The organism is Salinisphaera sp. T5B8, from assembly GCF_040361255.1.
GTDB lineage: Bacteria > Pseudomonadota > Gammaproteobacteria > Nevskiales > Salinisphaeraceae > Salinisphaera.
The window spans coordinates 56,000-68,971 of sequence record NZ_APNG01000016.1 but is presented as its reverse complement, the minus strand read 5'-3'; the positions used below and the strand labels follow the sequence as shown (position 1 = coordinate 68,971).

Sequence of the window (12,972 nt, the reverse complement as noted above, 5' to 3'; positions counted from 1 at the left end):
ACAGGCCCCAGCCAGTCGGCGCGCGGTTACAGAACGACCGTGCGCCGGCCGCTGATGAGCACCCGATCTTCCAGGTGGTGGCGCAGCCCGCGGGCGAGCACGGCTTTTTCGATATCCTTGCCGTAGCGCACCAGATCGCGAACCGTATCGCCATGATCGACCCGGGTGACGTCCTGGTCGATGATCGGGCCCTGGTCGAGTTCCGGGGTCACGTAGTGGCAGGTCGCCCCGACCTGCTTCACACCGCGCTGGTAGGCCTGCCGATAGGGCTGGGCGCCCACGAAGCTGGGCAGAAAACTGTGGTGGATATTGAGAATACGCCCGGGAAAGCGATCGCACAGATCAGCCGGCAATATCTGCATGAAACGGGCGAGCACCATGGTTTCACCGCCCGCCTCGACGAACAGGCGCTCGATCTCGGCCCAGGCTTCGGGCTTGTTGTTCTCGTCGATGGGCACGTGGTGATAGCGCAGGCCGTGCCACTCGACCAGTCCGCGCGCATCGTCGTGGTTTGAAATCACACAGGGAATCTCGATATCCAGTTCCCGCGACTGCCAGCGTTCGAGCAGGTCGTAGAGGCAGTGCATCTGTTTGGATACCAGAATCACCACCCGCTTTTTTACTGCGCTGTCGCTGATCTGCCAGTCCATATCGAAGGCACGGCCGATGGGTTCGAACTGTTCGCACAGCCCGGCCTCATCCAGATCCAGCGAATCTGCACGCACTTCCACGCGCATGAAAAACCGCTGGCTGTCTTCGTCGGAGTGCTGGCTCGAACGCAGAATCCAGCCGCCGTGATCGGCAAAGAAACTGGCGACGCGGGCAACGATGCCGACCCGATCCGGACAGGAGAAACGCAGGGTAAAATGACGGGGACGATCCATATTCAAACCGTTGAAACGATGACCAGGCACAGGCGCGCCGCGCGAAAGCCGCCTATGGTAGCGCGCCAGGCGGCCGATTTCGGCCGCGATGCGAACATGAGCACGGCAGGCAACCGATGAGCGACACCCCGCGCAAGATCGTGCATGTCGATATGGACGCCTTTTATGCGTCGGTCGAGCAGCGCGACCACCCGTCCCTGCTCGGCAAACCCGTGGTCGTGGCCAAGCGCGGCTTGCGTTCGGTGGTCACGGCAGCGAGCTATGAAGCGCGCGTATTCGGCGTACGTTCGGCCATGCCGGCAGTGCGCGCCGAACGCCTGTGTCCGCAGGCGATTTTCGTGGATCCGCATTTCGATCGCTATCGCGCGATTTCGCGCCAGATTCGCGAAATCTTTCTGCGCCATACCGATCTGGTAGAACCGCTGTCGCTCGACGAGGCCTATCTCGATGTCACCGTCACCCATACCCACATGCCCTCGGCCACCGAAGCCGCGCGCGTGATTCGGGCCGAAATACTGGAAGCAACCGGGCTGACCGCCTCCGCGGGTATCGCGCCCAACAAGTTCCTGGCCAAGATCGCCTCGGACTGGCGCAAGCCCAACGGCCAGTTCGTGGTCAAACCGCGCCAGGTCGACGCCTTTCTGCTGCCGCTGCCGATCGGCAAGGTTCCCGGCGTCGGCCCCAAAATGAAGGAGAAACTCGCCGCGCTCGATGTACACACGGTGGGCGATCTGCGCGTGTTCGAACAGGCGGAACTGGTCGAACGCTACGGCCGCTGGGGCCAGCGGCTCTACGAACTTGCCCGCGGTATCGACGAACGCCCGGTCCAACCCAAACGCGATGCCGCCCAGGTATCCAGCGAAGATACGCTGCGCGAGGATCTGCGCCTGGACGAACTCGCCGAGCATATTCGGCGTCTGGCCGACAAGACCTGGGCCAACCACCAGCGCAAGCAGCCACGCGTGGCGCGTACCGTGGTACTCAAGCTCAAGACCACCGATTTTCAGATCCTGACCCGCAGCTTCACCCCACCCAGCCGCCCGACCTCGGCCGCCGAGGTGGCCGAGATTGCCTGTGCCCTGCGCGAGCGTGTCGACGGCGCGCCGGACACCCGCTATCGACTGGTGGGCGTGGGCCTGTCCGGCTTCGTCGACGGTCGCGAAGAAGCGATCCAGCCGAGTCTGTTGTAGAGGCATCCGCGGCCGTGCTCAAGCCAGCAGGTTGTCCGCAAATGAACGCGAATACACGCGAATAAAGCAAAAGACGCAGCGCTCGAGACGCGCTCGGCCTGCTGTTCGCGCTGCATGCCAAAGACCATCCCGCAGAAGAACGCCGATGTTGGCGGACTTCGGTAATCAACTGTGTAATGGCTTCGTTCTTTAAGCGGAACCGCAGATTTCACAGATTACGCAGATGAGGAAAGGCGTGCTCATCCACGAGGTGCCAACAAACGGCCACGGCGAGCAAAGCAACCGTGCCAATACAGTCGCTCGCCCACCATAGCTCGATCAATCAATCTGCGTAATCGGCGTAATCTGCGGATCAATGGCTTCTTGATTATAGATGAAGCGCAGCTGATTTCTCTCAGCAAGTTGATTGTCCGCAACTGAACGCGAAGACACGCGAATAAGACAAAAGACGCGGCGCTCGAAACACGCTTGGTCTGCTGTTCGCGCTGCATGCCAAAGACCATCCGTACAAGAATGCCGATGTTGGCGATTTCGGTAATCAACTGTGTAATGGCTTCGTTCTTTAAGCGGAACCGCAGATTTCGCAGATTACGCAGATGAGGAAAGGCGGGGTACAGACCACAGCGAACGACCGCAGTTTATCGTCTTCGATCTGTGTGATCTGCGTCGATCTGCGGATGAATGGCTTCTTGATCAGCGATGAAAGCTAGCCGATTTTCCTCAAGCCAGCAGGTTGTCCGCGAATGAACGCAAAGACACGACACAGAGCACACTAAGGCTGTCGCTGTGCTTTTGCGCCGCCCGCTGACCTGTTCGCATCATCAAGCGCTGCCTTGCATTCGCGTTTATTAGCGTGCATTCGCGGACCGTTTTTCTTGTTCGGAGCCGACAACCGCAGGTCTGCTGCCTCACGGGGCCTGGCGCTGCGCACGCGGCGCGTTTGATATAAGGGGCAAGACACGGTTGACCGCAACGAAGCGCTTTGCTGCGATACGAGCGTACCCACCACAAGGCTTTCGCTCATGCGCTACGAACTCTACTACTGGCCCGGTATTCCCGGTCGCGGCGAATTCGTGCGGCTGGCGCTCGAAGACGCGGGCGCCGACTATATCGATATCGCCTACGATGCCGACGACGGCGTGGAGCATGTCGACCAGGGCCTGGATTTCGAGGAAAACCCACGCGCGCCCTTTGCCCCGCCCTATCTGCGCGCCGGCGATATCGAGGTCTCGCATGTCGCCAATATCCTGCAGTTTCTTGGCCCGCGCCTGGGCCTGGCGCCGACAGACGAAGCCGAGCGTCTGTGGTGCCACGGCCTGCAACTCACGCTCACCGATTTCGTGGCCGAAATTCACGATACGCACCACCCGCTCGGCCCGGGTCTGTATTACGAAGACCAGAAAGCCGAAGCCGCGCGCCGCAGCGGACTGTTTCTCAAGCAGCGCCTGCCGAAGTTCCTGCAATACTTCGAACAGGTGCTGGCAAACAACCCGACCGGCGATCGCTGGCTAGTGGGCGAGGCCTGCACCACAGCCGATCTGAGCCTGTTTCAGGTCGTCACCGGTCTGCACTATGCCTTTCCCAAGGCCATGGCCCGGCACGACAACGCCACGCCGCGTATCGGCGCGCTCACGCATGCGGTCGCACAACGCCCGGCCCTGGCTGCCTATCTCGACTCGTCGCGACGAATGGCTTTTAATGAGAACGGCCTGTTTCGCCACTACCCGGAACTCGATGCCGCGCATTGAGTGATCAAGGGCATTCGAGCACACTATGAAAGCCGATTTCTGGCACGAACGCTGGTCGCAGCACCAGATCAATTTCCATCAGCCGGAGGGCCATCCCGGGCTGGCAAGCTGGTGGCCGAGCCTGGAACTGGCCGAGCGCGCACGCGTGCTCGTGCCGCTGTGCGGCAAGACCCCCGATCTATGCACGCTCGCCGCGCGCGGTCATCGGGTCACCGGCATCGAACTCAGTGCGATTGCCGCGCGCGATTTTCTGGCCGAGCAGAACCTGGCGGCGACACAGGATCGCCTGGGCGCGTTCGAGCGTTATCGCAGCGACTACGGTAGCGGCAGCATCGAATTGCTGGTGGGCGACTTCTTTGCCGCCAGCCCCGACACGATCGGGCTTTTCGACGGGTTTTACGACCGCGCTGCGCTCATCGCCCTGCCCGAGTCGATGCGCGCCGATTACGTCGCGCATCTGCGCGGCCTGCTCGCGGCCAACGCGCCGGGTTTGTTGATCACCCTCGACTACGATCAGAGCCAGATGAAGGGCCCGCCGTTCGCGGTAAGCGCGGATGAGGTCGAAACACTTTTCGGCGGCTGGGCCGATATCGAATGCGTGGCCGAAGGCAGCGGCCTGGGTGGCCAGGGCATGCTCACCCAGCGCCGTGTGCAAACCGCCGAAGAAGCCGTTTTCCGAATTCGCAGCAGCAACGGCCCGCAACGGCTATAAATCTAGGGACTGTTGTCGGCGCGCTCGGCGCGGCGCAGCCGGCGCATGAGCCCGCGCGCGGCCAGCCATAGCCCGCCGCCAATCAGCAACGCGACCATCGCATAGACCCAGATCGGCAGATCACGCCCGACCGCGAGCACGTACAGATACGGCGCGGTATAGCACAGCGCCCAGATAAAGGTGAGCAGTGCCAGCGGGCGTTGCTTGCGGATATGGTGAAACAGCCAGCCACTGACCAGTAGAAACGGCACGGTGCTCACCAGATAGATCAGCACGAACAGCAGCGGATCCACGGCATGGGCTTCGGCGACACCGTTGAGATAATCGATCATGGAAACCGGCAAGGATGGCGGGAAGACACACGACCGAGACCGTGCATGAGCGCTGCGACTGCCAGCCACGATACGGCTTTTTCATCGTCATTGACATACAGCCGGGCCACACGCGCGCGCCAGGCCACCAGCCGTCAGCCCCTGCGCCCCATCGACGCGGCGCCCGGCTGGCCACGCCGCGATTGAATTCGTCGGCGCTCTCGGCCGATGTTTGGGTATCGAGGCGATATCGAAACCGTAGGCCGGCGCGCGTTTTCGCGGGCTTTGCTGCGGCTACGCCATTAAGCCCGGCCGAATCGACGAACTCAATCCGGCAAAAACCCGATGAAGGCCCGGGTACGGGCGCGTATTTTTAAGTTGGGCATCGCCATGCTGTGGCTTTTTCGTACCGGCGTCGAAACTGCATTGGCCAAATGGGTGTGATCAGCCGCCGATCATGATCCGGGTCAATTGAAGGGCGCGCGCGTGCCCATACATTGTTGGCATGGGCCTGACAGACAATGGCCCAGCGGAGAGCACTATTGGAATACAAGGACTATTACAAGATTCTCGGGCTGGAACGCGACGCCTCGGAAGACGATATCAAGAAGGCGTATCGGCGCATGGCGCGCAAGTATCATCCGGACGTGAGCAAGGAAGCGGACGCCGACGACCGCTTCAAGGAGGCCAATGAAGCCTACGAAGTGCTCAAGGATCCGGAAAAACGCGCAGCCTACGATCGTATCGACCCCGAGCGCGCGCGTGCACAAACCGGCTTTCAACCGCCGCCGGGCTGGGATCACGGCTTCGATTTCAGCGGCAGCGCGCATGCCGACCCGGGCGCGGACGGCTCGACGTTCAGCGATTTCTTCGAATCGCTGTTCGGGCGCGGTTTTGCCGGCGCACGGTCCACCGGCGGCACACGTCGCAGCCATGGCTTCGGTCAGGGTTTCGGACAAGGCTTCGGCCCGCGCCGGGGCCAGGATCATATCGCCCGCGTGGAACTCGATCTGGAAGACGCCTTCACCGGCGGGCGCCGGCGGGTCACGCTGCGCTCGCCCGAGGTCAACGAACTCGGGCAGACGGTCGAGCGCTCGCGTTCGCTCAATGTCACCATTCCCAAGGGTGTACGCGAAGGCCAGCAGCTGCGTCTGGCCGGCCAGGCCAAATCGGGCAATACCGCGGATACACCGGGCGATCTGTTGCTGGAAATCGGCTTCAAGCCGCATCCGCTCTATACCCTGGACGGCTCCGACCTGATTCTGGAACTGCCGGTCGCCCCCTGGGAGGCCGCGCTCGGCGCCACGGTCAAGGCACCCACGCCGGCCGGCGCGGTGGATCTACGGATTCCGCCGAACTCGCGTGACGGCAAACGGCTGCGCCTGCGCGGGCGCGGCATGCCGGGCAAGACACCGGGCGATCTCTATGCGGTCCTGCGTATCGCCCTGCCCCCGGCCGACAGCGACAAGGCACGGGCAGTCTACGAACGCATGGCCCACGAGCTGGATTTCAATCCGCGCGCGCGCCTGGGCGTATAAACCGCACCCAGGCGCGCGAGCGAGCCCGAAAGCCGCGCCCACCGCGACGAGACGATTCGCCGGCGGGCCCGGTGGCTAAGCCAGGCCCAGTTCGTCGATCATGTACTCGCGCATACGGTATTTCTGTACCTTGCCGGTCACCGTCAACGGAAAGCTCTCGACGAACCGGATATAGCGCGGGATCTTGTAGTGCGCGATCTCGCCCTCGCAGAACGCGCGCAGCGCGCCTTCGTCGAGTGTCTGCCCGGCGGCCAGTTGAACCCAGGCACACAGTTCCTCGCCGAAGCGTTCGTCGGGCACGCCCACGACCTGCACATCGGCGACCGCCGGATGACGATACAGATATTCCTCGATCTCGCGCGGATAGATATTCTCGCCGCCGCGAATGACCATATCCTTTAGCCGGCCGACGATACGACAATAGCCGGCCTCGTCCATCACCGCCAGATCGCCGGTATGCATCCAGCGGGCCGCGTCGATCGCTTCGGCGGTGCGCGTGGCGTCGTCCCAGTAAGCGAGCATCACGCTATACCCCCGCGTGCAGTATTCGCCCGGCTCGCCGCGGGCCACTACCCGCCCGTCGATATCCACGATCTTGATTTCCAGATGCGGCAACACGCGCCCGACCGTGGATACGCGCGCCTGCATGTCGTCGTCCATGGCGGTCTGGCAACTCACCGGCGAGGTTTCGGTCATGCCGTAGCAGATGATCACGTCCTGCATATGCATTTCGTCGATCACGCGCTGCATGACCGCCTGTGGGCAGGGCGAGCCGGCCATGATGCCGGTACGCAGGCAGGACAGATCGTAGTCGACGAAATCCGCAACACCCATTTCGGCGATGAACATCGTCGGCACGCCGTACAGGGCCGTGCAGCGCTCGGCCGCGACGGCCTCGAGTGTGGCCCCCGGCTCGAAGGACGGCGCCGGATAGACTACCGCCGCGCCGTGGGTGAGCGCGCCGAGATTGCCCATGACCATGCCGAAACAGTGATACAACGGCACCGGCACAGCCACGCGATCGTCGGCGGTCAGACCCATGCCCTCGCCCACGAACAGGCCGTTATTGAGAATATTGTGGTGCGATAGCGTTGCGCCCTTGGGTTGGCCGGTGGTGCCGCTGGTGAACTGGATATTGATCGCGTCGTCGGCTTGCAGCAGGCCGGCCAGTTCGTCGACACGGGCCGTATCCGCCGCACCCACCCGATCGGGCAGATCGTTGAAATTGAGCATGCCGGGCGTGTGTTCGTCGCCCAGCCGGATGACGATTTCCAGGCAGGGCAAGGCCGCGCTTCGCAACGCACCCGGCGCACAGTCGGCCAGTTCCGGTGCAAGGCCGGCGAGCATGCCCAGATAATCGCTGCTGGAATGCTGCGGCATGACCACCAGCGCACGGCAACCGACCTTGTTGAGGGCGTATTCCACCTCGGCGCGCCGATAGGCCGGATTGATATTCACCAGGACCAGCCCCGCCTTGGCAGTGGCATATTGCGTGATCAGCCATTCGGCACAATTGTGCGACCAGATGCCGATCCGATCCCCCGGCGCCAGCCCGAGGGCGACGAAGGCAGCCGCATAGCGATCCACCTGCTGCTTGAGTTGGGCATAGGTCAGGCGAATCGACTGGTGCCGGCTGACCAGTGCCAGTCGATCGGGCCAGGCGGCGGCCGCTGTATCGAATGCCTGGCCGATGGTCTGGCCCGACAGGAGGTTGCCATACGCGCCATGCGCATAGCTGGGCTGGGCGCTGGTCATCTTCGCTCTCCTTGCCGCACCGCAAATACGGCATCGCCGGCACGTCGTGCGTGCCTGTGGTTATCGCTCGATTAAGCGACGAATCACGCAATAGAACAAGACAACGGTAGCCAGACAGCCCAGAAACCAGGCCAGTAAAACGCCAAACGCCCGTGTGCGGCTTTTCGCAGGCGCAGTTCCGGCGGCCCCGACTTTGGTCGAAGCCGTCCGAAACGATGGGTTAGCGCTAGAACGCCGCGCGCCGATAGCGACGATAACGCGGATACCAGAAATGGCGCTCGACACGTTCCTTGATCGTATCGTCGCTGGATTTGAGCGCTACGCCATCGGCCTGGGCCTGCTTGGCCACGGCGAAGGCGATCGACTGGCTCAGCTCGCGCACCTCGGACAGCGGCGGCAACAATGCGCCCTCGCCGGTCGTGCCCAGCGGCGAACTCTCAGCAAGCGCGCGGGAGGCCGCCATGAGCATGCTGTCGGTAACATGCGCCGCGCCGGTGGCGATTACCCCCAGACCGATGCCGGGAAAGATATAGGCATTGTTGCACTGGGCGATCGGGCGCTGCTCGTCGCCGACGGTCACCGGGTCGAAGGGACTGCCGGTGGCGACCAGCGCCTGGCCGTCGGTCCAGTCGAGGATTTCCTGGGGTGTGGCCTCGACCTTCCAGGTGGGGTTCGACAACGGCATGACCAGCGGATTCGAACAATGCCGATGCATGGTTTCGATGACCTGCTGCGAGAACAGTCCGCGCTGGCCAGACACGCCGATGAGCACCGTCGGCCGGGCGTTGTCGATGACCGTGAGCAACGGATCGGTTTCGGTCGTATCGTCCCAGTCGTCGACCTTAGACTGGCGCTGGGCAAGACGGCGCTGAAAATCGTAGAGGCCGCTCATGGCATCGGTAATCAGCCCATCGCGATCGATCATGTAGATGCGCTCACGGGCCTGGCGTTCTTCAAGACCGGCATCGGTCATGGCGACCACGATCTGTTCGGCAATGCCGCAGCCGGCCGAACCCGCGCCGACGAAGGCGATGGTTTGATCGGCGATGGATTCGTTCTTGGCCTTGCAGGCCGCCAGCAACGAGCCCACGACCACGGCGGCCGTGCCCTGGATATCGTCATTGAAACAGCACAGCTGATCGCGATAGCGCTTGAGTAGCGGCATGGCATTGGCCTGGGCGAAATCCTCGAACTGCAGCAGCACCCCCGGCCAGCGGCGCTTGATCGCCTGCACGAACAGATCCACGAACTCGGCGTATTCGGCATCGGAAATACGCTCGTGACGCCAGCCCATGTACATGGGGTCGTCCAACAGATCCTGATTGTTGGTGCCCACATCCAGCACCACGGGCAGCGTATACGCCGGACTGATGCCGCCGCAGGCCGTATACAGCGACAGCTTGCCGATGGGAATGCCCATGCCGCCGATGCCCTGATCGCCCAGCCCCAGGATACGCTCGCCGTCGGTGACCACGATCACCTTGACGTTGTCCTTGGTCGCGCTACGGATGATGTCGTCGATACGGTGGCGATCCGGGTAACTCACGAACAGCCCGCGGTGGTTGCGATAGATCTCGGAAAACTTCTCGCAGGCACGCCCGACCGTGGGCGTATAGATGATCGGCATCATCTCTTCGAGATGTTCTTCGAGCAAACGAAAGAACATGGTCTCGTTGTCGTCCTGGATGCCGCGCAGATAGATATGCTTGTCCAGATCGTTGCTACAGGTCTGATACTGGCGATAGGCACGCTCGACCTGCTCTTCGATCGTCTCCACGTTCTGCGGCAATAAACCGATGAGGTTGAAGGCCACCCGCTCGTCGGCATCGAATGCGTTGCCCTTGTTAAGCAGCGGCATTTCCAGCAGCGTCGGGCCGGCGTAGGGAATATAGAGCGAACGTTTCTCGCTGTGTTTCGACATCAAGCAATCCTGGCGTTTTTTTGTATCAAGCCCGAGCATGGCCGGCGGTCGTCATGCGCACGATACGCGTTTCGTACCCCGCCGTAGCCACGGTGCAATTCGGTTTGCGCCTATGATATCGCCGCTTGCGCATCGACACATGCCAACCCGCGAACCGCAGTCCGTGGCTCGCGGTCGCCACGACTGGCGCACTGGCGTGCATCGCACATGAAACCGGGCTGCATGATATAACCGACGCGCAGTTACTTAACGGATATCGAGCATGCCCATCCAGACCAGCGTGCACACCTTGGTCGCCCGTGCGCAGCAACGCGTGACCAGCCTGTCGCCGGACGACGTGGCCGCCCGACGACACGATGAGGGCGTGCTGCTGGTCGATCTGCGCGACGTGCGCGAACGCAAGCGCGAGGGCTATATTCCGGATTCGCTGCATGTACCGCGCGGCATGCTCGAATTCTGGATCGACCCGGACAGCCCGTACCACAAGCCCGTACTCGCCGAGGCCGAAACCCTCATTCTGTATTGCAACAAGGGCTGGCGGTCGGCCCTGGCGACGGCCACGCTGCTGGATATGGGGCTGACCGAGGTCGCGCATATGGACGGCGGCTTCGATCGCTGGCGCCGTGAAGCACACGACATCGCGACTGACTGATCGCTTGAGCTGACGCGCCTTCGCACCATGCCATCGAGTTTGTACGCGCCCGCTACACGCGCCTATAGCCGCGCCGACCGACAACCCACCGGGCAAAACTGGTCATGTCGTTAGCCGCCCTGTTCACGCTCGCCGTGCTGGTCGCGGCATTCGCCTGCCTTGCGCTGACCGCGGTCGCGGTCGACGCCGTGCTGGTGGCCGCACTCATCGCCCTGCTGCTGTCCGGCGTGATCGATACCGAATCCGCGTTTGCCGGCTTTGCCAATCCGGGGGTGATCACCATCGCTGCCCTGTATGTCGTGGTAGCAGGTTTGCGTGATACCGGCGCCACCCAGATGCTGGCCGCGCGGGTGCTCAAGAAACCGCGCTCGATCGCCCATGCCCAGACCCAGCTGATCGCGCCGACCGCGGTATTGAGCGCGTTTTTGAACAACACGCCGGTGGTGGCCGCGCTCATACCGGCCGTATCGGACTGGTGTCGCAAGCACGGCATGGCCGTATCGCAGCTGATGATGCCATTGAGCTTTGCCGCGATTCTCGGCGGCACCTGTACGCTGATCGGCACCAGCACCAATCTGTTGATCAATAGCCTGCTCGTGCAACAGGGTCTGGACGACGGGCTGGGCATGTTCGAACTGGCCTGGGTCGGCGTGCCGATTACCGTGCTGGGCTCGGCCTTGATGATCGGCGCCGGGCGCTGGTTGCTGCCCGATCGTACGCCCGCGCTCGATCGCATGGACAACCCGCGCGAATACAGCGTGGAGATGATGGTCGCCGCCGGCGGGCCACTGGAAGGCCAGACCATCGAAGAAGCCGGGCTGCGCCAGCTACCGGGCATGTATCTGGCTGAGATCGAGCGCGACGGTCATATCATGCCGGCGGTATCGCCACGCGAACCGTTGCAGGGCGAGGACCGGCTGGTGTTCGTAGGCATCGTGGATTCGGTGGTACACCTGCACAAGACCCGTGGTCTCGTACCGGCGACCGAACAGATATTCAAGCTCGATACGCCACGGCGTGCGCGCGTGCTCATCGAAGCCGTGGTTTCGCACAGCTGCCCGCTGGTCGGCAAGACCATTCGCGAGGGTGGCTTTCGTGGCCAGTACAATGCGGTGGTGCTCGCGGTGGCCCGTGACGGCGCCCGTATCAAGCGCAAGATCGGCGATATCGTGCTCCAGCCGGGCGATACGCTGTTGCTCGAAGCCCGGCCTTCGTTTGCCGCCCAGCAGCGTCACTCGCGGGATTTCTTCCTGGTCAGCACAATCGAGGATTCACACCCACCGCAGCACCAGCGTGCCTACGCCGCGATCGCGATCCTGGCCCTGCTGGTGATCGCGGTGGCGATCGGCATTGTCGATATCCTGCACGGCGCTCTGGCCGGCGCGGTGCTGATGGTGCTCACAGGTTGCTGTTCGCTGAGCTCGGCGCGCAAGATGCTGGACTGGCCGTTGCTGGTCGCGATCGGCGCGGCCGTCGGCATCGGCGCAGCCGTACAGCAAACCGGTCTGGCCGAAGCCATCGCACAGGGCTTTATCGGTCTGGCCGGCAACTCCAGCTATGCCGCGCTCACCGGCCTGTTCGTGAGTACGGTGTTGATCTCTTCGATCGTGACCAACAACGCCGCTGCGGTGATCATGTTTCCGATCGCGGTCACCCTGGCCCAGGGCGCGTCGCAGTCGCCCATGCCCTATGCCATCGTGGTGGTCGTGGCCGCCTCGGCAAGCTTTCTCACCCCGATCGGCTATCAGACCAATCTGATGGTCTATGGCCCCGGCGGCTATCGTTTTACCGACTTTCTCCGCCTGGGCGCACCGCTGACACTGCTGGTCGGCTTGGTCACGATTGCGCTCGTGCCCTGGATCTGGCCTCTGGGCGGCTGAGGCCGGCGCGCATGTCGGGGCGCTTTGTGCACACCGGCTTTTGACAACCCTGTGGACAACCCGTTTGCAGTCGCGTGAACGCCCCAAGGCGCGGGCGATTCAAGCCTTTTGCGCAATAATTGATCAAGCCGCCGCTGTGCAGTCAGCGCAGCGAATCGGGCGCGGCGTGCCCGTCTGCATACCACCACGCACCCACGTCCCGGTGTCGGTTTTACCCACATAATCTTGGGACAAGCCTGTGGACAGGCTGCGCATGACGGCCGCAAACGCCCGCAGGACAAGGGCTGCGCCGCGCGCGATCAATCCACGATCAGTGCCTGTGCAATCGTTGCCACGCGCGCTGCATTGCATGCGCTGTCCGCGATATGCATTCATGGGCGT

At 62.8% G+C, this 12,972-nt stretch carries 11 protein-coding genes; 7 read left to right on the top strand and 4 right to left on the bottom strand.

Going from position 1 to position 12,972, the window contains the following annotated elements; all coding sequences use genetic code 11:
- Window positions 1-26: 26 nt before the first annotated feature.
- Window positions 27-884 carry a formyltetrahydrofolate deformylase gene (gene purU / locus T5B8_RS14435; RefSeq protein WP_353179856.1) on the bottom strand — a complete coding sequence of 286 codons (858 nt, stop codon included), beginning with the start codon at window positions 882-884 and terminating at the stop codon, window positions 27-29.
- Window positions 885-1,000: 116 nt separating this feature from the next.
- Here purU and dinB point away from each other — a divergent pair, with 116 nt between their 5' ends.
- The 3 genes from dinB to tmpT all read left to right on the top strand — a co-directional run bounded on the left by dinB (window position 1,001) and on the right by tmpT (window position 4,534).
- A complete protein-coding gene (gene dinB / locus T5B8_RS14430; RefSeq protein WP_353179854.1) occupies window positions 1,001-2,074 on the top strand; it encodes a DNA polymerase IV in 1,074 nt (357 codons plus the stop codon).
- Between the two features lie 1,022 nt (window positions 2,075-3,096).
- Complete coding sequence (locus T5B8_RS14425) at window positions 3,097-3,822, top strand: glutathione S-transferase (protein ID WP_353179852.1); 726 nt, start codon at window positions 3,097-3,099, stop codon at window positions 3,820-3,822.
- A gap of 25 nt (window positions 3,823-3,847) precedes the next feature.
- Complete coding sequence (gene tmpT, locus T5B8_RS14420; protein ID WP_353179850.1) at window positions 3,848-4,534, top strand: thiopurine S-methyltransferase; 687 nt, start codon at window positions 3,848-3,850, stop codon at window positions 4,532-4,534.
- 2 nt (window positions 4,535-4,536) lie between these two features.
- Here the strand turns inward: tmpT and T5B8_RS14415 are convergent, their stop codons facing one another.
- Window positions 4,537-4,866 carry a hypothetical protein gene (locus T5B8_RS14415; RefSeq protein ID WP_353179849.1) on the bottom strand — a complete coding sequence of 110 codons (330 nt, stop codon included), beginning with the start codon at window positions 4,864-4,866 and terminating at the stop codon, window positions 4,537-4,539.
- 45 nt (window positions 4,867-4,911) lie between these two features.
- On the opposite strand from T5B8_RS14415, the gene T5B8_RS14410 reads away from it, so the two are divergent.
- Window positions 4,912-5,052, top strand: a complete 141-nt coding sequence (locus T5B8_RS14410) for a hypothetical protein (RefSeq protein ID WP_353179847.1) — start codon at window positions 4,912-4,914, stop codon at window positions 5,050-5,052.
- 335 nt (window positions 5,053-5,387) lie between these two features.
- Window positions 5,388-6,383: a DnaJ C-terminal domain-containing protein gene (locus tag T5B8_RS14405; protein ID WP_353179846.1), complete on the top strand. Its 996-nt coding sequence runs from the start codon at window positions 5,388-5,390 to the stop codon at window positions 6,381-6,383.
- A 75-nt stretch (window positions 6,384-6,458) separates the two neighbouring features.
- Here T5B8_RS14405 and T5B8_RS14400 read toward each other — a convergent pair whose 3' ends face one another.
- Both T5B8_RS14400 and T5B8_RS14395 read right to left on the bottom strand, forming a co-directional pair.
- Window positions 6,459-8,138, bottom strand: coding sequence for an AMP-binding protein (locus T5B8_RS14400; protein WP_353179844.1), 1,680 nt, complete (start codon window positions 8,136-8,138; stop codon window positions 6,459-6,461).
- A 226-nt stretch (window positions 8,139-8,364) separates the two neighbouring features.
- Window positions 8,365-10,059 (bottom strand): NAD-dependent malic enzyme, encoded by a 1,695-nt coding sequence (locus tag T5B8_RS14395; RefSeq protein ID WP_353179842.1) that lies wholly within the window; start codon window positions 10,057-10,059, stop codon window positions 8,365-8,367.
- A gap of 262 nt (window positions 10,060-10,321) precedes the next feature.
- Between T5B8_RS14395 and T5B8_RS14390 the strand changes: the two genes are divergently transcribed.
- Window positions 10,322-10,711: a rhodanese-like domain-containing protein gene (locus tag T5B8_RS14390; protein ID WP_353179840.1), complete on the top strand. Its 390-nt coding sequence runs from the start codon at window positions 10,322-10,324 to the stop codon at window positions 10,709-10,711.
- Window positions 10,712-10,815: 104 nt separating this feature from the next.
- Window positions 10,816-12,591, top strand: coding sequence for an SLC13 family permease (locus tag T5B8_RS14385; RefSeq protein WP_353179838.1), 1,776 nt, complete (start codon window positions 10,816-10,818; stop codon window positions 12,589-12,591).
- The last annotated feature ends 381 nt before the right edge of the window (window positions 12,592-12,972 follow it).